The following is a 21715-nucleotide window of genomic DNA, read 5'->3' on the forward strand; positions in this document are numbered from 1 at the left end:
CAGCGCCCTGACCGCGACAACCAACATGTCGCCCTGTGGGATATCCAACGGGTCTTGGGCCCCGTCGTTGGCCTGCGCCTGCGCGGCGTCGGGTTCTGCGGGGGGGGTGTCTTCGGCGTCTTGCGGCACTTGGGTGGCACGCTGGGGGTACACAAGCCCCGCTGCCTGCTGCAAATCGGCCTGTGTCACCGCGGACCTGCCCGCGATCGCGGCGTGGGTTCGTGCAACCCGCAGCGCCAACAATGGGGCGCGCAGGCTGTCGATGCCGAATTGCGCGGCCAACACGGCCAAGGTCGCGGCGTCATCCGGCGAGGCCGAAACCCGACGTGGATCGCAGGCATTTTGAGACGGCGGATCGGGGGTCCATCCAGCGGGGGGGCGGCTCTCAGGGGCGATGTGAAACGGGACGCGGTCTGCCAACGCAAGGGGGGCGGCTTCTTGGGGCTCTGCCCCTTCGTCCAGCGCAATCAGGCAGTGCCCTGCGTCGCGGTCGATCTGATGCGCGATCTTCGCCGCCAAATCGGGTGCGCACCGTTCGGCCATCGTTAGAATAACCGTGCAGGGCGTCGCATAAACCCCTGAAGTTTTGACATATTGCCCCGATTGCAACGTCGCAGATAGATCCAAACCGCCGAACAGATGTTCATCTGACACCGCCGGGTGCAATTTGCGCGCGCGCAACCCGCGCAGGCCGTCCATAATAAGGTCACGCTCGGGCCCAGACCGCATGCGCACAACTGCCCCGCCCAAATATCCCGGTGCTGCGTTTAGAAGCCGCAAACAGGTGGCCGCGCGGACCCAACTATCGCTCACTCCAGAACGTCCTCTAGGATGCGGCGAACGCGGGTGCCCGACCCTGCTTCGTCCAGCGGGTCGCGGCGCAATCGGTGCGACAGGGCGGTGGGGGCAATGGCGCGCAGATGGTCCCGGCCAACGGTGCCGTCGCCTTGGTATGCAGCAAGCGCGCGTGCCCCGCGCAGCAATGTCAGTTCGCCGCGCAGCCCGTCCGACCCCAGAGCAATGCACAAGGTCGCGCAATCCTCCAAAATCGCATCGGGCGTGGTGATTTCTGCAAGCCTTTCACGCGCCGCCAAGATCGCATCGCGGATCACGGTGTCTTGTGCGGTATACTGCGCCATAAACGCTGTGTGGTTGTTTTCAAAGGCGTCACGACGCTTGATGACCTCGACGCGTTCAGCGACGTCATTGGGGGACCGCACGTCAACCGACAGCCCGAACCGGTCCAACAGCTGTGGGCGCAATTCGCCTTCCTCGGGGTTGCCGGACCCGACCAGCACAAACCGCGCGGGGTGACGAATAGACAAGCCTTCGCGTTCCACCACGTTTTCACCCGATTGTGCGACATCCAACAGCAGGTCAACGATGTGGTCGTCCAAAAGGTTGACCTCGTCAATGTACAGATACCCACGGTTGGCCCGCGCCAACAATCCCGGCTCAAACGCCTTTTCGCCCCGCGTCAACGCGCGTTCGATATCAAGCGCGCCCACCACGCGGTCTTCGGTGGCCCCCAGCGGCAGGTCGATCACCGGGGTGGCGCGCGATACGATCTTTTGCGATCCAAGCTCTGCCCACTCGGGGCAATCGGCGGGCGTGGGCGCATTCACCGGGCAGCTTTCCACCGCGCGGATCGGGGGCAGCAACGCCGCCAATGCCCGCACGGCGGTTGATTTCCCGGTGCCACGATCCCCGAACACCAGAACGCCCCCAATGCCGGGGTCTACGGCTGTTAAGATCATGGCTTGTTTCATGTCGGTTTGCCCGACGATGGCAGAAAACGGGAAGGGGGCTGTCATATGGTGTGATCCAGGGCGCTAAGTGGGCTGTGTCCGCCCCATGTGCCGGCGTCGCCCAGAATGGCAAAACGTGCATAGAGCTCTTCTGAAAACCAACCGCCCTCCCGCACCGCATGAATAGCGGCGGCATGGGGGCCGTTGGTACGGGCGAAACTGGCCATCGCTTGGGTGCTGGGCCAGATCGAAAACGTGATTTGGTGCAGCAACGGGACTTCACCGATGCCGATTTTGAACGCCACATTACGGTCGCTGCCAACCATGCGGCTGATGTCGGGGACGCGGCGCCAGAATTGCAGCGCGGTCGACGGTCTGAGCGTCGCGCGGGTCAATGCGGCCAGAGGCCCTGCGGGTTCGGGTGCGGTCGCCTTGAAGGGCGCCTGACCGGACCAGACGCCCCGCGCCGAAGAGGTCTCTAGAAAGACGGTCCAGGTTTCGCTGGCGTGTTTGCGGTAGCGTTGAAAGATCGGCGCGCCTCGTGTGTGCCGCCGTGCGGTGGCTTCATCGGGCCAACTGGCAAGAATGGCGTAGACGCCTGTGTTTGGCACCGGGGTGAACCCTTCACCGCTGCCCGAGCCGCATAATTTCCAAAACCCGATATCGGGCACTTTTGACACCGCCGCGCGGGCCAGCCCCATCATCACAAAGGCCCACAGCCGCGCGGATGGCTTGGTAAATCGAAAAAAGCTCAGGGATACAATGGGTGTATGGGTCATCGCGCGCTGTGTTTGTCCTAGCTGTCAACTAAGTCTGACACGCAAATTCGTAAAATGAAAGATCACAATTGTAAAGTAAACTAGACAGATCTACTGTATTCACATGATGACACGTGTGGACCCTCTCCAATCTGAACGCGCAACACAAGGTGGCCGCAACCGGGCGATTGTGATCGGCGCAGGCTTGGGCGGGCTGGCCGCGGCGATGCGGTTGGGGGCCAAGGGCTATGCGGTCACGGTCATCGATAAGCTGGATGTGCCGGGCGGGCGGGGGTCGGCCATCTGGCAAGACGGCCACCGGTTTGATCTGGGGCCAACCATCGTAACAGTGCCGCAATTGTACCGCGAATTATGGGCGGCGTGTGGGCGTGATTTTGATGCAGACGTAACCCTAAAAGCGTTAACGCCTTTTTACGAAATCCGCTGGCCGGATGGTACGAAATTTGTGGCCCAGCAAGACACAGATAAATTGCGCGCCGAGGTGGTCAAACTATCGCCGGGTGATTTGGCCGGGTTTGATAAATTTCTGACCGACAGCTCTGATAGGTATTGGTTTGGCTTCGAAGACTTGGGTCGGCGGCCGATGCACCGGTTGTTGGACCTAATCAAAGTCTTGCCCAGCTTTGTCAGGCTGCGGGCGGATCGGTCGGTGTATGCCCACGCCGCCCGCCGGGTAAAAGACGACAAGCTGCGCATGGCGCTCAGCTTTCATCCGTTGTTCATCGGTGGTGACCCGTTGCATGTGACGTCGATGTATATCCTTGTGGCTTACCTCGAAAAAGAATTTGGCGTGCATTACGCCATGGGCGGGTTGGCGGCGATGGCGCAAGCGATGGCGGGGGTGATCACGGATCAGGGCGGCAGCCTGCTGATGGAGACCCAGGTTGATGAAATCGTCCTGCGCGACGGGGCGGTCACCGGGGTGCGTCTTGCGTCGGGGTTGGAAATGGGCGCGGATGTGGTGGTGTCGAATGCGGATGCGGGGCACACCTATAACAAGCTGTTGCGCGCGCACACCAAACGGCGCTGGACACCCAAACGCCTGAAACGCGCACGGTCTTCTATGAGCCTGTTCGTGTGGTATTTCGGGACCAAGAACACCGCGCAAGATTGGCCCGATGTGGGCCACCACACCATCCTGAATGGGCCGCGCTATACCGGGCTGTTGCGTGATATCTTCATCAAGGGCAAGCTGAGCGACGACATGAGCCTTTATGTCCACCGCCCATCGGTGACGGACCCGTCGGTGGCGCCCAAGGGCGACGATAGCTTTTATGTGCTTAGCCCGGTGCCGCATCTGGGTCACGACAATGGGGTCGATTGGGCGCAAGAAGAACCACGCTACAAGGCCAAGATGCTCAAGGTGCTCGAAGACCAGCTTTTGCCGGGGTTGGCCGACCGGATCAGCACCGAAGTCGTGTTTACGCCCGAAACCTTTCGTGACCGGTACCTTAGCCCCCATGGCGCAGGGTTTTCCATCGAACCGCGCATCCTGCAAAGCGCGTGGTTCCGCCCGCATAATGTCTCTGAAGAGGCGCGGGGGCTGTATCTGGTGGGGGCGGGGACGCATCCGGGCGCGGGCGTGCCGGGTGTGATTTCGTCCGCCGAAGTGCTGAGCAAACTTGTCCCAGACGCAGAGGGTGTGCGATGATTGATCCAGCCGACCTAGACTATTGTCGCGATGCGATCCGCCATGGGTCGTTGTCGTTTCATGCGGCGTCCAAGGTGCTGCCTGCGCGGGTGCGTGACCCGTCATTGGCGCTTTATGCGTTTTGCCGGTTGGCCGATGATGAGGTCGATCTCAAGGCCGAAAAGGCCGAAGCCGTCCTGCGTCTGCGTGATCGGTTGGATGCCGTCTATGCAGGCCGCCCCCGCAACGCCGCGCCCGACCGGGCGTTTGCCGCGATAGTCGATGGGTTCGAGATGCCGCGCGCCTTGCCGGATGCGTTGCTCGAAGGGCTGGCGTGGGACGCAGAGGCGCGGCGGTACCAAACGTTGTCCGACGTGCGCGCCTATTCTGCCCGCGTGGCGTCGGCGGTGGGGGCGATGATGTGCGTGTTGATGGGGGTGCGCGATGCAGATGCCTTGGCGCGGGCCTGTGATCTGGGTGTGGCGATGCAGCTGACAAATATCGCGCGGGATGTGGGCGAAGACGCGTTGGAAAACCGCATTTATCTACCGCTAGACTGGCTGGACGACGCCGGGTTGGACGTAGACGCATTTTTGGCCAACCCAACGCCCACCAAGGCCGTGCGCCGCATGGTCAAACGTCTGATCGCCGAAGCCACCCGTCTTTATATCCGGTCCGAGGCAGGTGTCGGTGCGTTGCCGCGCGCCTGTCGTACGGGTATTTACGCGGCGCGGTTTATTTATGGGGGCATCGGTGGGCAGCTGACCGGCATGGGGTACGATTCTATCTCGGCCCGCGCGCGCACCAGCAAGGCGCAGAAAATCGGATGGTTGGGTCAATCGATCGTGCGAAGCGGGGCCAGCATGATCATGCCGCGATCGGCGGTGCTTTATGCCAAACCCCTAGACGAGGTCGCGTTTCTTGTCAGCGCAACGGCCCGTGGCGAGGCGCCGCGGTCGCGCAGTGACGCGCTGATCTCGGTGCTGGCCACGCTGGAACAACGGCGGTTGGATCAACGTGATGGCTTGACGGGCCCACGCACAGGTTTAACGTAACCACATGTTTTGGATATTATTCTGCATCTTTCTCGCGGCTTGTCTTGGGGCGGGCGCCACAGGGGGGCTGTTCCCGCCGGGCCCGTGGTATCGCAGCCTGACCAAGCCATGGTTCACACCGCCTGACTGGGTCTTTCCGGTGACGTGGATGGTGTTGTACGTTTGCATGGCCACGGCCGGTGCGCGGGTTGCACAGCTGGATGGCAACGGCGTGGCGATGGCGTTTTGGGCGTTGCAAATCGCGTTGAACGGGCTTTGGACGCCGGTGTTCTTTGGCCTTCAGAACATTCGCGTGGGGCTGTTTGTGGTGCTTGGCTTGTGGGTTGCGGTGGCTTTGGGCATGGGGGCCATGTGGCAGATTGATCCCGTTTCGGGGCTGCTGTTTGCGCCGTATCTGTTGTGGGTGACCATCGCGTCGGCGCTGAATGCCGCAGTGTGGCGGCTCAACCCACAAGCGGTCCGCGCAGGGCGACCCAGCGCCTAGTCAAAACGCCAGTCGCGGCGGCGCGGCACACGCACGGCCAACATGGGTTTCAACAGTGGGTTGCGAAACCGCCGCAGGTCGAGCGCCTCGTGCACGCCGGTGACGCGTTCGCCACCCAGTTGCGTTTCAACGGCCGCGCGGGTGTAAAAAGGCGCGTCCAACATGGCAAGCGTTTGGCGCGGTTGAAACCCCGGATCGGCACGGGTTTCGCGCTTTACCGCCCACAGGCTGCGCCGCATAGAGGCTTTGGGCGGCAGGGAGATCGGTTCGGCCCCGCCCGTGTCATCAAACCGAAACCCCGCGGCCAGTTCTGACCCATCCAGACGTGTCGCGTCATAAAAACACGTGGCCCCGGTCCGGGTGGGAAACCGCCCCCATGTCCAATAGCTGAAATCATCTTCTAGGGCGCGGGTGCCGAAATTGGCGTCAAAATACCCTTCGCCTTGCCACGTCCAACCGGGTCGGTCGATATCGACCTCGATGCGCGCGCGGGGGGCAAAGGGGCGCCAGATATGCGCGCCGTCATCTGTGAGTGGTAGTTCCACCTGGGTCAGCGCGGCAGGGGTCACACGGATCTGCCCGCACAGGCGGTTGATCAACGGCGGCCCGGACATTTCATCGATATCGATGACCAGCTGATCGCCGGCCCACCGCATCATCGACGGCCCGACCTGTAGCCGCGACCCGGTTTGACGCAACGCAGACGCGCCCCTATCCGTCATGGTGAACCGCCCGCCGGGGCCGTAGGTGGCCACGTTGATGCACACGTGGTTTTGCGGATTGCGGCGCCCTGACCATTTGTACCACGGCGAAAACACCGACCCAATAAACCCGATGACAGACACCGCGCGCGTGCCGCAATCACTTAGGCCGTCGACATACCACCAGGCATAGCCGTTTGGCGCGACGTGGATGTCAAAGTTTGGTCGTGCAAGATCGCCTCGGCCGCGTGCCGCGCGGAGAGCGCCGCCATCGGCACGCCCGCCCCCGGATGGGTCCCGCCCCCCGCCAGCCACAGCCCCGCTATGGAAGTCCGCGCGGTTGGCCGTTTTAACGATGCCGTCAGTCCGTGCGGCGTTTGACCGTAAAGCGCCCCCATCGTTTCGGGGAACATCGCGGCAAAGCGTTGGGGTGTCGTGATCGTCGTGGCGGCCGGGGTCGGCGACATAGTCACGCCCATATCCGCCATCCTCTGTATGATCTGATGATGCCATCTGTCCAAATCCCTCGGGGGGGCCAGTGTTTCTGTGGCTGGCGCATTCGAGATAATCTCGAACCGTTCCAGCGTGGGTGTCGGATGCCCCTGGCCGCGATCTTCGGCGCACAGGTACAACGTTGGGTCTGCGGGCGTGCGCCCGGCCATCAGATCGTCAAATTCCGACTGTGGGTCGTCGGCGAAAAAGACGTTGTGATGTGCCAGCCTAGCACCTTGGGGCGTGGCCGCAAAGCTATGAACGCGCGCTGAAAAAGACCGGGGCAAGGTGGCGGTTTGCGGGGCGACCACTTTCAACCCATCGCCCATGCTGCCGGTCGCCAACGCGCGCGGATCACCGGCATATATAACCGTCTGCGCGGGCAGGTGCGTGCCCCCCACATCCACGCCGGTGATCTGACCGTTGCGCGTGGTGATTTGGTCGACATGCACGCCAGTGCGGATGTGCACCCCACGCCGCACCGCCAATGCTGTTAGCGCTTGGGTCAGCTGGTGCATCCCCCCTTGCACCACCCAAACGCCCGCAGCTTCGGCCTGCCAAATCAACGACAAGATCGCCGGGCTCAGATGCGGTGCGCCGCCGACATATGTGGCATAGCGACCAAACAGTTGCGCCAGCCGAGGGTCGCTGAACTGTCTGTTCAGTAGTTGCGATAATGTCGACAAGGGCGCCATTGCCGGGATCAGACGTGGTTGGCGCAACACATGTGGGATCAGCTGGCCCAGTTTGGGGCGCGGGGCCTGCATCATCGGGGCGTCAAAGGCCGCGAATAACTGTGCCGTGCGGGCATGGAACTGGCGGAATTCATCGGCCGAAGCGTCGCCCGCAAAGTCGCGGATTGCAGCGGCGCTTTGGGCGGGGTCCGCATGCAGATCTAGCGTGCTGCCGTCAGGCCAAAAGTGCCGCGCCAGAATATCCTGCGGCACCAACGTCACGTGATCTTCTAGGCGGTTGCCGGCGGCCATGAACAGATCGTCAAAAACATGGCGCAGGGTTAGCACGGTCGGGCCTGCATCGACGGGCCCCGCGGCACTGGGCACGGTGCGAATTTTGCCGCCGGTGTGCGCGTGCCGTTCCAGGAGGGTCACGTCCATCCCACCCACGGCCAGCCGGAGCGCCGCAGCAAGCCCCGCGATACCCGCGCCAACGACGACAGCACGCGGATGGGGGGCAGACGTGATGGGGGGCGAGGCAACCATACGCGATTGTTGACTCGTCGTTGCGATGTGTCCAGTATGATTTACACATTGATGTCGATATTTACTGACACTTGCCAGAATGGGATCCGACTATGGGTATGACTGCGCGCATCGAAACGGCTATTTCTTCGGCAGTGGCTGTCGGGCAGGGCAGGGGGGCGGTGCCGCAACGGCTGTCTTGCGCGCTGGGGTATGCCACGGCGCCGGGGGGTGCGCGGATCCGGCCCACTATTTTGATGTCTGTGGCCATGGCCTGCGGCGATGACCGCCCGGCGATATCAGATGCGGCTGCGGCTGCGTTGGAAATGATCCATTGCGCCAGTCTCGTGCATGATGATCTGCCATGTTTCGATGACGCGTCCTTGCGGCGCGGCAAGCCGTCGGTGCATAAGGCGTATTCCGAACCATTGGCCGTGCTAACCGGGGACAGCCTGATCGTGTTGGCGTTTGAAACGCTTGCCCGTCAGTCAGCCCATGCGCCTGACCGCGTGGCGCAGTTGATCATGACATTGGCGCAGCGCACCGGCATGCCGGGCGGCATCTGTGCCGGGCAGGGTTGGGAAAGCGAGACGGACATAGACCTGTCCGCCTATCATCAGGCCAAGACGGGCGCGCTGTTTATCGCGGCCACGCAAATGGGCGCGGTGTCCGCCGGGCAAGAGGCCGAACCCTGGATGGAACTGGGTGCCCGCATCGGCGAGGCGTTTCAGGTGGCGGATGATCTGCGTGATGCGCTTTATGATGCCGACACTCTAGGCAAACCTGCCGGGCAAGATGACCTGCACGGGCGGCCCAATGCAGTGGCGCAACTGGGGGTGCAGGGTGCGATTTCGCGGCTCAAGGATATTTTGGGCGGTGCGATTGCGTCTATCCCGTCGTGCCCCGGCGAGGCGCAATTGGCGCAAATGGTGCGTATGTACGCCGAACGACTGACGCCCGTGGCGCCGACCGTCGCGACTCACCGCAGCAATGTCTGATACATTTCACGACACGTCCGGTTGGCGCGGTGGGTGGTTGAACCGCCTCGTGGCGCGCCCGGGTTTTCAAAGCTGGGCCAGCAGGTTCCCGCTGACACGGGGGCAGGCGCGGCGTGATGGCGCGGTCATGTTCGATCTGGTGCAAGGGTTTGTGCAAAGCCAAGTTTTGATGGCGCTGGTCGAATTGAATATCCTGCAACGTCTGCGCGGAGGCGCGCAAAACGCCGAAAATTTGGGGCGCGTCGTGAATGTGCCAGAAGATCGCATGCAGGTCTTGCTCCAAGCCGCCGCGGCGTTGCATTTACTGAAACGGGACCGTAGCGGGCGGTACCGGTTGGCCCGCAAGGGGGCTGCGTTGATGGGCGTGCCGGGGCTAGATGCGATGATCCGCCATCACCGCGCATTCTACCGTGATTTGGCCGACCCTGTCGCGTTGCTGCGTGGCCCCGAACAGACGGAACTGTCGGAATTTTGGCCCTACGTCTTTGGTGCGCGCGGCGCGATCGACCCTGCCGTTGCCGATACATATTCTGATCTGATGGCGCAAAGTCAGCGGTTGGTGGCCGAAGATACCCTGCGGGCCGTGTCGATGCAGGGGGTCACACGGTTGCTGGATGTTGGCGGCGGGACCGGCGCATTTCTGGAGGCGGCCGGCCGCGCGGCACCAAACATGGACTTGATGTTGTTTGATCTGCCGCAGGTGGTCCCGCAGGCGCGTGCGCGCTTTGACGGCGCAGGGATGGGCGCGCGTGCGACCGTTCACGCGGGGTCGTTTCGCGAGACCCCGTTGCCCCAAGGGGCCGATGCGGTGTCGCTGATCCGGGTGCTGTATGACCATGCAGATGACACGGTGCGCAGGCTGTTGGCTGCGGCCTACGCGGCCCTGCCTGAGGGCGGGCGGTTGATTATATCCGAACCGATGGGCGGTGGGGCTACGCCTGACCGTGCGGGGGATGTGTATTTCGCGTTCTACACATTGGCGATGCAAACGGGCAAAGCACGCTCTGTCGCCGAGATATCACAGCTGTGCCGCGCGGCAGGGTTTGTCGATATCCGCAGCCCAAAACCTGCGCGCAATTACGTGACCCGTGTCCTGACGGCCCGCAAGGGTGCGCGATGACAGTAAAATGTGTCTAAGTTTATTGACACACAACTGTGTAAGGTTAAACTGACATGTAAGACGCGCCGGGCAGATGAGTCTTAGACACCTCATCAAGCCCGGCGCGCAAACGGGGAGAGACACTTGGACACCACTGCTGTTCTTCTGAAAGGTCCGCGTGATCTGGATGTCGGCACGTTGGCGCTGATGGCGCCGGGCGCGCAGGACCTTGTGGTTGATATCCACCATTCGGGTATCTCTACGGGGACGGAAAAGCTGTTTTGGTCCGGTGACATGCCGCCCTTTCCGGGCATGGGGTACCCGTTGGTTCCCGGATATGAGGCCGTGGGCGAGGTGGTCGAGGCCGCCCCCGCAGCCGGGTACCGGCCCGGTGACAATGTATTTGTACCGGGTGCCAATTGCTATGAAGGCGCTTTTGGCCTGTTTGGCGGCGCGGCCGCGCGGGTGGTCACTGCGGCAGATCGGGTCACGCGCATAGATGCGGGCCTTGGCGCGCAGGGTGCTGTGTTGGCGCTGGCGGCGACGGCGCGGCACACGATGGCGGGGTTGAACAAATCGATGCCGGATCTGATCGTGGGTCACGGTGTTTTGGGCCGTTTACTGGCGCGCCTTACGCTGGCCGCCGGGGCGCCCGCACCCACGGTTTGGGATATCGACGCAACCCGCCGCAGTGGCGCCACCGGCTATGATGTCATCGCGCCCGAAGACGATACGCGGCGCGATTATATGTCGGTCTATGATGCCTCGGGCGATATCAATGTGATCAACGATGCGCTGAAGGTTCTGGGGCGCGGCGGGGAAATCGTACTGGCGGGGTTTTATGCAGACCCTATCCAATTCGCCTTTCCGCCTGCCTTTATGAAAGAGGCCCGGTTTCGCGTTGCCGCCGAATGGACCCACGATGACCTGACCGCAACGCGCGCGTTGGTCGAAAGCGGCGCTCTGAGTTTGGACGGGTTGATCACCCACACTGCACCGGCCCGCGATGCGCGTGCGGCCTACACGCGCGCGTTCACTGACCCCGCGTGTCTAAAGATGATAGTCAACTGGAAGGACATGGCGTGAAAGACGGTATAGACGACAAGCAGCCGGCAAAATCCGATGTGCCCAACCTCAAGGAATTTGACGCCCGATTGCGCGCAGAGGCGGCCGAGCCCACCCTAGAGGTGCCGCAGGCCGAACCGACCTCCAAAACGCAAATCATCGCGATTTATGGCAAGGGTGGCATCGGCAAATCGTTCACCTTGGCCAACCTCAGCCACATGATGGCCGAACAGGGCAAACGCGTGCTGTTGATTGGCTGCGACCCGAAATCTGACACCACGTCGTTGCTGTTTGGCGGCAAGGCCTGCCCCACGATCATCGAAACCTCAACCCGCAAGAAACTGGCGGGCGAAGAGGTCAAGATCGGCGATGTCTGTTTCAAACGCGGCGGTGTATTCGCCATGGAACTGGGCGGGCCAGAGGTCGGCCGGGGGTGTGGTGGCCGTGGGATTATCCACGGGTTTGAATTGCTCGAAAAACTAGGGTTCCACGATTGGGACTTTGACTATGTCCTGCTGGATTTCCTCGGCGATGTGGTTTGTGGCGGCTTTGGCCTGCCGATCGCACGGGACATGGCGCAAAAGGTGATCCTTGTCGCGTCAAACGATTTGCAATCGCTTTATGTGGCCAACAACGTGTGTTCTGCGGTGGAATATTTCCGCAAGCTGGGCGGCAATGTCGGTGTGGCGGGTCTGGTGATCAACAAAGATGACGGCACCGGCGAGGCCGCAGCCTTTGCCGATGCGGTGGACATCCCTATCCTGGCGGCGATCCCGCAAGATGACGACCTGCGCAAGAAATCCGCGAATTATCAAATCGTTGGGACGTCGGCCAGCCAGTGGGGCGATCTCTTTGCCGCGTTGGGTGACAATGTGGCGGTGGCCCCGCCAGTGCGCCCGGTTCCTTTGGATCAAGACGGGTTGTTGGGCCTGTTTGATGCCTCCGAGACCGGCGGAAACGTGGTTTTGGTACCGGCCACAGACATCGATATGCGCGGCAAGAATGCAGCACCTAAACCGTCCTTGGAGGTGGTCTATGACGACGCCTAAATACATTGAACAAAGCCGCGACGCGATGGACCGCAGCATGTCGCAAAACCATAAATCCTTGGCGGTATTTGACAGCAGCCAAAAGATGATCACCGAGTCCATTCGGTTAATGGAAACCATGCGTTCCCCGACACCGGGCTACCGGTTGGTGACCAAATGAAGGGCGAAGTCACATATGATGATGCCGCCGGGGTTGAGGTGATCAAGGGTCATCCGCATGGCGATGTCGCACGTGTGGCTGACGCGGCGCCTGTGGATGGCGGGGGGTGTCATTCGGGCGCGGATTTGGCGCAGGCGGCGCGCACGGCGGGCCAATCTGACCTGTTGGATAAATTCAAGGCCGACTACCCGATGGGGCCGCACGACAAACCGCAATCCATGTGCCCGGCGTTTGGGTCTTTGCGGGTGGGGTTGCGCATGAAACGGGTGGCGACTGTACTGTCTGGGTCGGCGTGCTGTGTGTACGGTCTGACGTTTGTGTCGCATTTTTACGGCGCGCGCCGGTCGGTTGGGTATGTGCCGTTCAATTCCGAAACCTTGGTCACGGGTAAGCTGTTCGAAGATATCCGCGAAAGCGTGCACGAGCTGGCCGACCCAGACCGCTACGACGCGATTGTGGTGACGAACCTGTGCGTGCCGACGGCCAGTGGCGTGCCCCTACGGTTGCTGCCAGATGAGATCAACGGCGTGCGGATTGTCGGCATCGACGTGCCCGGCTTTGGCGTACCCACCCATGCCGAGGCCAAGGATGTTTTGGCCGGTGCTATGCTTGAATATGCGCGCAAGGAAATTCAGGCGGGGCCGGTGGCCAAGCCCATGGGTGGCAAACACGACCGCCCGACCGTGGCGCTTTTGGGCGAGATGTTCCCAGCCGACCCAATGATGATTGGCGCGATGTTGGCCCCCATGGGGTTGGCGGCGGGGCCGGTTGTGCCTTGCCGCGAGTGGCGCGAACTATACGCGGCACTTGATTGCGGCGTGGTTGCGGCGATCCATCCGTTTTACACCGACGCTGTGCGTCAGTTTCAGGCGGCGGGGCGTACTGTTGTTGGGTCCGGGCCTGTCGGACACGATGGTACGGCGGCGTGGATGGCCGCGATTGGTGATGCTTATAATGTCCCTGCTGCGCAGGTTGCCGCAGCGCAAAATGCGTTTCTGCCTGCGATCAAGGGTGCGCTTGCTGGTGCGCCGATCACCGGCACCATCACATTGTCGGGCTATGAAGGGTCCGAATTGCTGGTCGCGCGGTTGCTGATCGAAAGCGGCGCGGATGTGCCCTATGTCGGGACGGCCTGCGCCAAATCGCCGTGGTCTGCGGCGGATGCCGAATGGCTGGCGGCCAAGGGCGTGACGGTGAAATTCCGCGCGTCACTGGAAGACGACTGCGCCGCGATGGAGGCTATCCGGCCTGATCTGGCCATCGGGACAACGCCGGTTGTGCAAAAAGCCAAGGAAAAGGGTATTCCGGGTCTTTATTTCACCAATCTGATTTCGGCGCGGCCTCTGATGGGTCCGGCTGGGGCGGGGTCTTTGGCCGAAGTGATCAATGCCGCCATGGGCAACAAGGGCCGTATGGACCGGATGAAGGCGTTCTTTGAGGACGTGGGCGCGGGCGACACGGCGGGCGTCTGGGAAGGCGCACCAAACCTGCGGCCAGATTACCGCGCGCAACACCAAAAGAAGCTCGACAAAGCGGCGAGGGCGGCAAAAGCCGCGCAAATGGTATGATGCGTTTTTACGTCCATAAAGCCGCGACGGTTGGCAAAGCTGCCCCCCTGGGCATCGATCAGGCCGATCCTGTACCGGAGGTGGCGCATGCTGGTCACTGATCATGATCGCGCGGGCGGGTATTGGGGGGCGGTCTATGCCTTTTGTGCCGTCAAAGGTTTGCAGGTGGTCATTGATGGTCCGGTTGGGTGCGAAAACCTGCCAGTCACGTCCGTGTTGCACTACACCGACGCCTTGCCACCGCATGAATTGCCCATCGTGGTGACGGGTTTGGGCGAAGGCGAGATGGGCGCGGGCACCGAGGAGTCGATGAAACGCGCATGGGATACGCTGGACCCTGCGTTGCCCGCCGTGGTGGTGACCGGGTCGATCGCCGAGATGATTGGTGGCGGCGTCACCCCGCAAGGCACTAATATACAACGTTTTTTGCCGCGTACGATTGACGAAGACCAATGGGAAGCGGCCGACCGGGCGATGACCTGGATCTTTACCGAATTTGGCATGACCAAAGGGCGCATGCCGCCCGAAAAGAAACGCGCAGAGGGTGCAAAGCCGCGCGTGAATATCCTTGGCCCGATGTATGGCACGTTCAATATGCCATCTGATCTGGCCGAAATCCGGCGTCTCATCGAAGGCATCGGCTGTGAGGTCAACATGGTGCTGCCGTTGGGCGCGCATGTGGCCGAAATGAGAGATCTGGTAAATGCGGATGTGAATGTCTGCATGTACCGCGAGTTCGGGCGTGGACTATGTGAGCTTCTTGCCAAGCCATATTTGCAAGCACCGATAGGGATCGAGAGCACGACCAAGTTCCTGCGCGCACTGGGGAATTTGGTGGGCCTCGATCCCGAACCTTTTATCACGCGCGAAAAACACTCTACCATCAAACCGGTGTGGGATCTGTGGCGGTCTGTCACGCAGGATTTCTTTGCCACGGCCAGTTTTGCGATTGTGGCGAATGAAACCTATGCCCGTGGGATCCGGTTGTTTCTCGAAGACGATCTGGGGCTGCCCTGTGCGTTCGCAGTGGCGCGGATTGCAGGCAAAAAGACCAACAACGAAGAGGTGCGTGCCCTGATGGGGCAAAAGCGGCCGCTGATCGTGATGGGGTCTATCAACGAAAAGATGTATATGGCCGAACTAAAAGGCGGGCACGGGCCGAGCCCGGCGTTCATCCCTGCCAGCTTTCCGGGGGCGGCCATTCGGCGGGCCACGGGCACGCCCTTTATGGGGTACGCAGGGGCCACGTATTTGGTGCAAGAAGTGTGCAACGGGCTGTTTGATGCGCTGTTTCATATCTTGCCGTTGGGCACCGAAATGGATGCAACCGACGCCACGCCAACGCCCTTACGGCGTGATTTCCCATGGGATGCGGATGCCCAGGCGATGTTGGATAAAATCGTCGAAAGCCATCCGATTTTGACACGAATTTCAGCTGCGAAAACACTGAGGGATGCAGCGGAACAGGCGGCGCTTGCCGCAGGCGACGATCGTGTGGTGCTGAACACCGTGCGCGCGCTGGACCCGGTAACCGCCGGAACAGACCTGGAGGATCTGACATGAGTGACATGACATCTGACATCATCGAGACCGCAATGGAGGCCCCCACGCAAGCCCCCAGCAAGAAAGCGGTTCGAACCGAATTCATGGTGTATTTTGCGATCATCTTTGTGGCGACGTTGCCCTTGGCCACGCTGACTTGGGCGTTGTCGGCGATCCGCAGCCGCAGTTTCACAGAAAAAGGCCCCATGGCCCGCGCCTGGACCCAGGCCCGCATTATCACGCCGATGATCTTTTCGGCATGAACGATCTCGCACAAACGGTGGCAAGACCGCGTGTGCGACCCGATTTCTCGGCCTGTGTGCGCCTGCCGAGGCACGGACTGATCGCCTTTCCCAAGGTGAACAGAGCCCCGAGGGGGAGACCCCCCAAAGGACCCGGCCGCGGGGTGCGCGGCGTCAGCATAACGTTCCGGAGGAATATTTATGGCTGATAATTCAAGCCTGTCTTTCACAGGCCTAACCGACGAGCAGGCGCAAGAATTGCATGCTGTTTACATGAGTGGGCTCTGGCTGTTTTCAGCAGTGGCTATTGTGGCTCATTTGGCAGTGTTCATCTGGCGTCCTTGGTTCTGAGGAGGACATAGAGAATGGCAAAGTTCTACAAGATCTGGCTCATCTTTGATCCGCGTCGTGTGTTTGTCGCACAAGGCGTGTTCCTCTTTTTGCTGGCCGCGATGATACATCTCGTCCTGCTCAGCACAGAGCACTTCAACTGGTTCGAACTGGCGGCGCAATCCGCCCAATAACGGGACCGGTCTGGCAAGGACCACCCCAAAACCAGTGACACCTAACAGCGCTGCGGGCGGCACAATGTGCGCCATCCGCCCGTAGCAAACCCCAACATAACAACACGACGGCCTCCGCCTATGTGGGCAGTCGACCTTGACCCGGATCAGCCTATCGCCCGTCCGCCTTTGGATAGGTCCGTGATAGCGCCGAGACGCATAAGGTCGCCGCACCTGACATATTGGCGCGCCGCACATACGCGGAGAATGAAGATGGCGTTGCTCAGCTTCGAAAGAAAATATCGCGTCCGCGGAGGGACGCTGGTCGGGGGCGATCTGTTCGACTTCTGGGTGGGCCCTTTCTATGTGGGCTTTTTCGGGGTGACGACCGCGTTTTTCGCGCTGCTGGGCACCATTTTGATCTTTTGGGGCGCCAGTCAGCAGGGCACGTTTAACCCCTGGCTGATCAACATCGCCCCACCCGATATAAGCTATGGCTTGGGGTTGGCCCCACTGCTGGAAGGCGGGTTGTGGCAAATCATCACCATCTGTGCCACCGGCGCATTCATCAGCTGGGCGCTGCGCGAGGTCGAGATTTGTCGCAAGTTGGGCATGGGGTATCACGTGCCCTTTGGGTTTGCCTTTGCGATCTTGGCCTACATGACGCTGGTGATTTTCCGCCCGCTGTTGATGGGCGCATGGGGGCATGGGTTTCCCTACGGGATCTTTAGCCACCTCGATTGGGTCAGCAACACGGGCTACGCGTACCTGCATTTCCATTATAACCCGGCGCATATGCTGGCGGTTACGTTGTTTTTCACCACCACATTCGCCTTGGCCTTGCACGGTGGTTTGATCCTGTCAGCCGCCAACCCCGAAAAGGGCGAAGAGGCCAAAACCCCCGACGACGAAGACACGTTCTTTCGCGATTTCATCGGGTATTCGATCGGCACGCTGGGCATCCACCGCGTGGGGTATCTGCTGGCGATCAACGCGGTGTTTTTCTCGGCGGTGTGCATCATTATCTCTGGGCCCGTCTGGACGGCGGGCTGGCCCGAATGGTGGAACTGGTGGCTGGATATGCCGATCTGGGGTGAACCCATTGCTGTAGGGGGAATGTGATCATGTGGTATCCGGACTATCAGAATATTTTCACGCAGGTGCAGGTTCAGGGCAAACCCGAATGGGGCATGGACAACGAAAACAACATGGCCGCCGAACGCGTCGGCACCCCGTTTTTCAACACGCTTGCAGGGTTGATCGGCAACGGCCAAATCGGCCCATACTATTGGGGCTGGACCAGCATGATCGCTTTTGGCACAGGTCTTGCGTGGTTCTTTATCGTCGGCTTTAACATGCTGGCGCAGGTGGGCTATTCGATCCCGCAATTCATCCGGCAACTGTTTTGGCTGGCGTTGGAACCGCCCAGCCCAGAATACGGGCTGCGCATGCCGCCGCTGGACGAAGGCGGGTGGTACATCATCGCCAGTTTCTTTTTGCTGGTGTCGGTGATGACATGGTTGTTGCGCACGTATCTGTTGGCGCAACAGCATAAAATGGGCAAACATATCTTTTGGGGCTTTGCGGCGGCTGTGTGGCTGTTTCTGGTGCTGGGGCTGTTCCGCCCGATCCTGATGGGGTCGTGGTCCGAGGCCGTGCCTTATGGCATCTTCCCCCACCTCGATTGGACAACCGCGTTTTCGATCCGCTACGGGAACCTGTACTACAACCCGTTCCATTGCCTGAGCATCGTGTTTCTTTATGGGTCGGTTTTGCTGTTTTGCATGCACGGCGCGACCATTCTGGCCGTCACCCGTTACGGTGGCGACCGCGAGCTGGAACAGATCTATGACCGGGGCACAGCCACCGAACGCGCCGCGCTTTTCTGGCGCTGGACCATGGGCTTTAACGCGACCATGGAAGGTATTCACCGGTGGGCGTGGTGGTTTGCGGTGCTGACGCCAATCACGGGTGGCATTGGGATATTGTTGACGGGCACGGTCGTCGACAACTGGTTCATCTGGGCACAAGAACACAATTTCGCGCCTATGTATGACGGGTCTTATGGATATGCCGACTACGGATCCTACGAGGCCTTTATCGGGAAGGAGAACTGACCGATGTTTCCCAAATGGTATAAAAAATGGAACGCCGATAACCCCACCAATATCTTTGGCCCGGCGGTTCTGGTTGGGGCACTGGGGGGCGCGGTGTTTGCGGCGGCGATGGTCGTGAATTTTGGCAACCCTGCGCAAACCGCCAGCCTGCAGACGGGGCCGCGTGGGACCGGCATGTCGGTGCCCGAATTCAACGTGGTGCACACGGCCCCCGACCCCACGATCGACGATTACTATACCGAAGAGCCCTACATCCCCGAAGGCGGCGAAGATCTCGCCCGTGATGTGTATCAAAACGTGCAAGTGTTGGGGGATCTGACCGAAGACAATTTTAACCGGGTGATGGGGGCCATGACGCAGTGGGTCAGCCCCGAGCAAGGGTGCGCCTATTGCCACGGCGACGGTGACATTGAAACCTACGGGTCGGATGATCTGTACACCAAGGTCGTCGCCCGCCGCATGATTGAGATGACACAAAACATCAACGAAAACTGGGGGGGGCATGTGAATGCCGTCGATGAGGTTGGGGTCAATTGCTACACCTGCCACCGCGGCGAAAACGTACCTTCCGAGGTGTGGTTCCGGATCAGCCCAGTGAACGAGGCCGCAGGTGGCTGGGCTGCTGTGCAAAACCGCGCGACGTCGATTAGCCAGTCGACATCGTTGCCTTCTAACGCGCTAGAGACCTACCTGACAGACTACGAACCCGTAAACGTGCACGACCTCGACAGCCGCGTCGAAGGGGTGCCAAATGACATCGATGTGGCCTCAATTCAAAAGACCGAACAGACGTTTGCCTTGATGAATTACTTTGCCAATAGTCTGGGCGTGAACTGCGTGTTTTGTCACAACAGTCGCGCGTTTTATGACCCCGAACAGCTGACCCCACAATGGAGCACCGCTTTGTTGGGGCGTCAGATGGTGATTGAACTGAACCTCGATTATTTGATCCCGCTGGAAACGGAATACCCGGCAGATCGTCTGGGGCCGATCTATGCAGATGCGCCCAAAGCGGCCTGCAAAACCTGCCACAAAGGCTATCAACGGCCCCTTCAGGGGATCAACGTGATTGCCGACTGGCCCGAGCTCGCGACCAGCGAGGCGCCGGTTTACGAATAAGCGGATGGCGGTTTGCGCCGTCCCGCTTAGCCAAGCAAGGATCCGTGGCTTCCTGGATCCGCGCGCGGGGGCTTTGTTGCCCCGGTTCCCTTCCTGTTGGCTACAGGAACGCGGCGTCGCAACCGGGGGAACCTGGGTGCGGCGCCTTTGCTTTTCACCGGGCGGTATGCAGCCGTTGGCAAGCGGCTGCTGTCCCCGATCAAACGGAGACGTGCGCCATGACCCAACATCAAACCCCCACCCTTGATCAGGTCGCAGGCCCTGCAGATCTGCGCCACATGCCCGACCATAAGTTGGCCGCAGTCGCCGATGAATTGCGCGCCGAAGTGGTCGCGGCTGTTAGTAAAACGGGCGGGCATCTTGGGTCTTCACTGGGGGTTGTTGAGCTGAGCGTGGCGATCCACGCGGTGTTCGATACCCCGCGCGACAAACTGATCTGGGATGTGGGGCACCAGTGTTACCCGCATAAGATCCTCACCGGGCGGCGGGACAGGATGCACACGTTGCGGCAGGGCGGCGGCCTGAGCGGGTTCACCAAACGCAGCGAATCTGACTACGACCCCTTTGGCGCGGCCCATTCCAGCACGTCTATCTCTGCGGCGTTGGGGTTTGCCGTCGGGCGCGACATGGGGCAGCCCACCGGCGACGCCATCGCGGTGATCGGCGACGGGTCGATCAGCGCGGGCATGGCCTATGAAGCCATGAACAACGCAGGGGCCGAAGGGCGCCGGTTGTTTGTGATCCTCAACGACAATGAAATGTCGATTGCCCCGCCCGTGGGGGCGATGTCGTCCTACCTATCCAGCCTGTCAGATCTGACGCGCAAGGGGCCGTTTGGTGGGTTGGTGGCTGTGGCCGAGGGGATGGAACAATTTGCCCCCAAGCCCGTGCGCGATGGGGCGCGCCGCGCGCGTGAAATGGTCACCGGGCTGGAAAGCCGCGGTACGTTTTTCGAAGAACTGGGGTTTGATTACATCGGTCCCATTGATGGCCACAATATGGGGCAATTGCTGGCTGTGTTGCGCGCTGCCAAAACCCGCGCGACGGGGCCGGTGTTGATCCATTGCTGCACGGTTAAGGGCAAAGGCTACGCCCCCGCCGAAGGATCAGCCGATAAATACCACGGTGTCGCCAAATTTGATGTCGATACCGGGGTGCAAGCCAAGGCCAAGGCAAATGCGCCGTCCTACACTGGCGTTTTTGGCGATGCATTGACACAGGCTGCCGCACGGGATCCCAAGGTGGTTGCCGTAACGGCCGCGATGCCAAGCGGAACCGGCGTTGACCGCATGGCCAAACGGTTCCCCGGTCGGGTGTTTGACGTAGGCATCGCAGAACAACACGGGGTCACATTCGCCGCCGGGATGGCGGCCAGCGGGCTAAAACCGTTCTGCGCGATTTACTCGACCTTCCTGCAACGCGGATATGATCAAGTGGTGCATGACGTCGCCCTGCAAGGTCTGCCCGTGCGGTTCGCGATTGACCGCGCGGGGTTGGTGGGTGCGGATGGCGCCACGCACGCGGGCGCTTTTGATATCGGTTATCTGGGCGCGTTGCCGGGTATGGTGATCATGGCTGCCGCTGACGAGGCCGAACTGGTGCATATGGTCGCCACCGCCGCCGCGCATGGTACCGGACCCATCGCGTTTCGGTATCCGCGTGGCAATGGCACGGGCGTGGCGCTGCCCGATCAGGGTACGGTGCTAGAGATCGGCAAGGGCCGGATGATCCGGCAGGGGCAGGGCGATGTGGCGCTGTTGTCCTTGGGCACGCATCTGGCGGAATGCGAAGCCGCGGCCACGTTGCTGGAACGCGAAGGTGTCAGCGTTAGCATCGCAGATGCACGGTTCGCCAAACCGCTCGATATGGCGTTGATTGCGCAGTTGGCACAGACCCACGGCGCGCTGGTCACGGTTGAACAAGGCGCGCAGGGGGGCTTTGGTGCGATGGTCTTGCAGGCCATGGCCGCCCAAGGGTTGCTTGATCATGGGTGCCGGATGCGCACGGTGTGTCTGCCCGACCGGTTTATTGACCACGACAGCCCATCGATGATGTACCGCGACGCGGGCGTGGACGCCGAAGGCATCCTTCAGACGGTTCTTGCCGCTCTGAACCGCGACCGCAAAGTCATGCACCTGACCCGTTAGTGCATAAAACTGGCCCGC

At 61.1% G+C, this 21715-nt stretch carries 21 protein-coding genes and 1 pseudogene; 17 read left to right on the forward strand and 5 right to left on the reverse strand.

From position 1 onward, the window contains the following. From ABJH13_RS03370 to crtA, 3 genes and pseudogenes are all read right to left on the reverse strand, one after another. Nucleotides 1-813: pseudogene (locus ABJH13_RS03370) on the reverse strand (magnesium chelatase ATPase subunit D); the annotation flags it as partial. Continuing rightward, the gene (gene bchI / locus ABJH13_RS03375) at nt 810-1814 is read right to left on the reverse strand and encodes a magnesium chelatase ATPase subunit I (RefSeq protein ID WP_348404807.1); all 1005 of its coding nucleotides are present in this window, start codon (nt 1812-1814) and stop codon (nt 810-812) included. The gene bchI and the pseudogene ABJH13_RS03370, both read right to left, overlap by 4 nt. Further along, nucleotides 1811-2527, reverse strand: coding sequence for a spheroidene monooxygenase (gene crtA, locus ABJH13_RS03380; RefSeq protein ID WP_348404808.1), 717 nt, complete (start codon nt 2525-2527; stop codon nt 1811-1813). Before crtA ends, bchI begins: the two co-directional genes overlap by 4 nt. Nucleotides 2528-2630: 103 nt before the next feature. Between crtA and ABJH13_RS03385 the strand changes: the two genes are divergently transcribed. Genes ABJH13_RS03385 through ABJH13_RS03395 form a run of 3 tightly spaced genes read left to right on the forward strand, consistent with a single transcriptional unit; the run spans nt 2631 to nt 5696 of the window. Beyond that, nucleotides 2631-4178: a phytoene desaturase gene (locus ABJH13_RS03385; protein ID WP_348404809.1), complete on the forward strand. Its 1548-nt coding sequence runs from the start codon at nt 2631-2633 to the stop codon at nt 4176-4178. Then, nucleotides 4175-5212 carry a 15-cis-phytoene synthase gene (crtB, locus tag ABJH13_RS03390; protein WP_348404810.1) on the forward strand — a complete coding sequence of 346 codons (1038 nt, stop codon included), beginning with the start codon at nt 4175-4177 and terminating at the stop codon, nt 5210-5212. Before ABJH13_RS03385 ends, crtB begins: the two co-directional genes overlap by 4 nt. 4 nt (nt 5213-5216) lie before the next feature. Beyond that, nucleotides 5217-5696, forward strand: a complete 480-nt coding sequence (locus ABJH13_RS03395; RefSeq protein ID WP_348404811.1) for a TspO/MBR family protein — start codon at nt 5217-5219, stop codon at nt 5694-5696. On the opposite strand, the gene crtC is transcribed toward ABJH13_RS03395, so the two are convergent. Beyond that, nucleotides 5693-6541, reverse strand: coding sequence for a carotenoid 1,2-hydratase (crtC, locus tag ABJH13_RS03400; protein ID WP_348404812.1), 849 nt, complete (start codon nt 6539-6541; stop codon nt 5693-5695). The two genes, ABJH13_RS03395 and crtC, sit on opposite strands and share 4 nt — an antisense overlap. A gap of 20 nt (nt 6542-6561) precedes the next feature. Further along, complete coding sequence (crtD, locus tag ABJH13_RS03405) at nt 6562-8109, reverse strand: 1-hydroxycarotenoid 3,4-desaturase CrtD (protein ID WP_348404813.1); 1548 nt, start codon at nt 8107-8109, stop codon at nt 6562-6564. A gap of 92 nt (nt 8110-8201) precedes the next feature. Here crtD and ABJH13_RS03410 point away from each other — a divergent pair, with 92 nt between their 5' ends. From ABJH13_RS03410 to dxs, 14 genes are all read left to right on the forward strand, one after another. Next, complete coding sequence (locus ABJH13_RS03410) at nt 8202-9086, forward strand: polyprenyl synthetase family protein (RefSeq protein WP_348404814.1); 885 nt, start codon at nt 8202-8204, stop codon at nt 9084-9086. Next, nucleotides 9079-10206: a methyltransferase gene (locus ABJH13_RS03415; protein ID WP_348404815.1), complete on the forward strand. Its 1128-nt coding sequence runs from the start codon at nt 9079-9081 to the stop codon at nt 10204-10206. Before ABJH13_RS03410 ends, ABJH13_RS03415 begins: the two co-directional genes overlap by 8 nt. Before the next feature lie 123 nt (nt 10207-10329). Then, the gene (bchC, locus tag ABJH13_RS03420) at nt 10330-11271 is read left to right on the forward strand and encodes a chlorophyll synthesis pathway protein BchC (protein WP_348404816.1); all 942 of its coding nucleotides are present in this window, start codon (nt 10330-10332) and stop codon (nt 11269-11271) included. After that, nucleotides 11268-12299 carry a chlorophyllide a reductase iron protein subunit X gene (locus ABJH13_RS03425; RefSeq protein ID WP_348404817.1) on the forward strand — a complete coding sequence of 344 codons (1032 nt, stop codon included), beginning with the start codon at nt 11268-11270 and terminating at the stop codon, nt 12297-12299. The genes bchC and ABJH13_RS03425 overlap by 4 nt, the downstream gene beginning before the upstream one ends. Continuing rightward, nucleotides 12286-12459: a hypothetical protein gene (locus ABJH13_RS03430; RefSeq protein ID WP_348404818.1), complete on the forward strand. Its 174-nt coding sequence runs from the start codon at nt 12286-12288 to the stop codon at nt 12457-12459. The genes ABJH13_RS03425 and ABJH13_RS03430 overlap by 14 nt, the downstream gene beginning before the upstream one ends. Continuing rightward, nucleotides 12456-14027 carry a chlorophyllide a reductase subunit Y gene (gene bchY / locus ABJH13_RS03435; RefSeq protein ID WP_348404819.1) on the forward strand — a complete coding sequence of 524 codons (1572 nt, stop codon included), beginning with the start codon at nt 12456-12458 and terminating at the stop codon, nt 14025-14027. The genes ABJH13_RS03430 and bchY overlap by 4 nt, the downstream gene beginning before the upstream one ends. 87 nt (nt 14028-14114) lie before the next feature. Continuing rightward, on the forward strand, nt 14115-15590 hold the full coding sequence (gene bchZ, locus ABJH13_RS03440; RefSeq protein WP_348404820.1) for a chlorophyllide a reductase subunit Z: 1476 nt from the start codon (nt 14115-14117) through the stop codon (nt 15588-15590). Next, nucleotides 15587-15832, forward strand: coding sequence for a cytochrome PufQ (pufQ, locus tag ABJH13_RS03445; protein ID WP_348404821.1), 246 nt, complete (start codon nt 15587-15589; stop codon nt 15830-15832). The genes bchZ and pufQ overlap by 4 nt, the downstream gene beginning before the upstream one ends. Nucleotides 15833-16012: 180 nt before the next feature. Next, on the forward strand, nt 16013-16162 hold the full coding sequence (gene pufB / locus ABJH13_RS03450) for a light-harvesting antenna LH1, beta subunit (protein WP_348404822.1): 150 nt from the start codon (nt 16013-16015) through the stop codon (nt 16160-16162). Nucleotides 16163-16176: 14 nt separating this feature from the next. Continuing rightward, a complete protein-coding gene (gene pufA / locus ABJH13_RS03455; RefSeq protein WP_187429532.1) occupies nt 16177-16335 on the forward strand; it encodes a light-harvesting antenna LH1, alpha subunit in 159 nt (52 codons plus the stop codon). Nucleotides 16336-16587: 252 nt separating this feature from the next. Then, nucleotides 16588-17436, forward strand: coding sequence for a photosynthetic reaction center subunit L (gene pufL / locus ABJH13_RS03460; protein WP_348404823.1), 849 nt, complete (start codon nt 16588-16590; stop codon nt 17434-17436). Nucleotides 17437-17438: 2 nt separating this feature from the next. Beyond that, on the forward strand, nt 17439-18431 hold the full coding sequence (gene pufM, locus ABJH13_RS03465; RefSeq protein ID WP_348404824.1) for a photosynthetic reaction center subunit M: 993 nt from the start codon (nt 17439-17441) through the stop codon (nt 18429-18431). A gap of 3 nt (nt 18432-18434) precedes the next feature. Next, complete coding sequence (pufC, locus tag ABJH13_RS03470; RefSeq protein ID WP_348404825.1) at nt 18435-19550, forward strand: photosynthetic reaction center cytochrome PufC; 1116 nt, start codon at nt 18435-18437, stop codon at nt 19548-19550. 218 nt (nt 19551-19768) lie between these two features. Then, complete coding sequence (gene dxs / locus ABJH13_RS03475; RefSeq protein WP_348404826.1) at nt 19769-21697, forward strand: 1-deoxy-D-xylulose-5-phosphate synthase; 1929 nt, start codon at nt 19769-19771, stop codon at nt 21695-21697. Nucleotides 21698-21715: the final 18 nt, after the last annotated feature.

It is taken from the genome of Roseobacter sp., from assembly GCF_039970775.1.
GTDB lineage: Bacteria > Pseudomonadota > Alphaproteobacteria > Rhodobacterales > Rhodobacteraceae > Roseobacter.

Coding starts and splice junctions, on each gene's coding strand:
- bchI (WP_348404807.1), bottom strand. CDS start 1,814: ATGACAGCCCCCTTCCCGTTTTCTGCCATCGTCGGGCAAACCGACATG.
- crtA (WP_348404808.1), bottom strand. CDS start 2,527: ATGACCCATACACCCATTGTATCCCTGAGCTTTTTTCGATTTACCAAG.
- ABJH13_RS03385 (WP_348404809.1), top strand. CDS start 2,631: ATGATGACACGTGTGGACCCTCTCCAATCTGAACGCGCAACACAAGGT.
- crtB (WP_348404810.1), top strand. CDS start 4,175: ATGATTGATCCAGCCGACCTAGACTATTGTCGCGATGCGATCCGCCAT.
- ABJH13_RS03395 (WP_348404811.1), top strand. CDS start 5,217: ATGTTTTGGATATTATTCTGCATCTTTCTCGCGGCTTGTCTTGGGGCG.
- crtD (WP_348404813.1), bottom strand. CDS start 8,109: ATGGTTGCCTCGCCCCCCATCACGTCTGCCCCCCATCCGCGTGCTGTC.
- ABJH13_RS03410 (WP_348404814.1), top strand. CDS start 8,202: ATGGGTATGACTGCGCGCATCGAAACGGCTATTTCTTCGGCAGTGGCT.
- ABJH13_RS03415 (WP_348404815.1), top strand. CDS start 9,079: ATGTCTGATACATTTCACGACACGTCCGGTTGGCGCGGTGGGTGGTTG.
- ABJH13_RS03430 (WP_348404818.1), top strand. CDS start 12,286: ATGACGACGCCTAAATACATTGAACAAAGCCGCGACGCGATGGACCGC.
- bchY (WP_348404819.1), top strand. CDS start 12,456: ATGAAGGGCGAAGTCACATATGATGATGCCGCCGGGGTTGAGGTGATC.
- bchZ (WP_348404820.1), top strand. CDS start 14,115: ATGCTGGTCACTGATCATGATCGCGCGGGCGGGTATTGGGGGGCGGTC.
- pufQ (WP_348404821.1), top strand. CDS start 15,587: ATGAGTGACATGACATCTGACATCATCGAGACCGCAATGGAGGCCCCC.
- pufB (WP_348404822.1), top strand. CDS start 16,013: ATGGCTGATAATTCAAGCCTGTCTTTCACAGGCCTAACCGACGAGCAG.
- pufA (WP_187429532.1), top strand. CDS start 16,177: ATGGCAAAGTTCTACAAGATCTGGCTCATCTTTGATCCGCGTCGTGTG.
- pufL (WP_348404823.1), top strand. CDS start 16,588: ATGGCGTTGCTCAGCTTCGAAAGAAAATATCGCGTCCGCGGAGGGACG.
- pufM (WP_348404824.1), top strand. CDS start 17,439: ATGTGGTATCCGGACTATCAGAATATTTTCACGCAGGTGCAGGTTCAG.
- pufC (WP_348404825.1), top strand. CDS start 18,435: ATGTTTCCCAAATGGTATAAAAAATGGAACGCCGATAACCCCACCAAT.
- dxs (WP_348404826.1), top strand. CDS start 19,769: ATGACCCAACATCAAACCCCCACCCTTGATCAGGTCGCAGGCCCTGCA.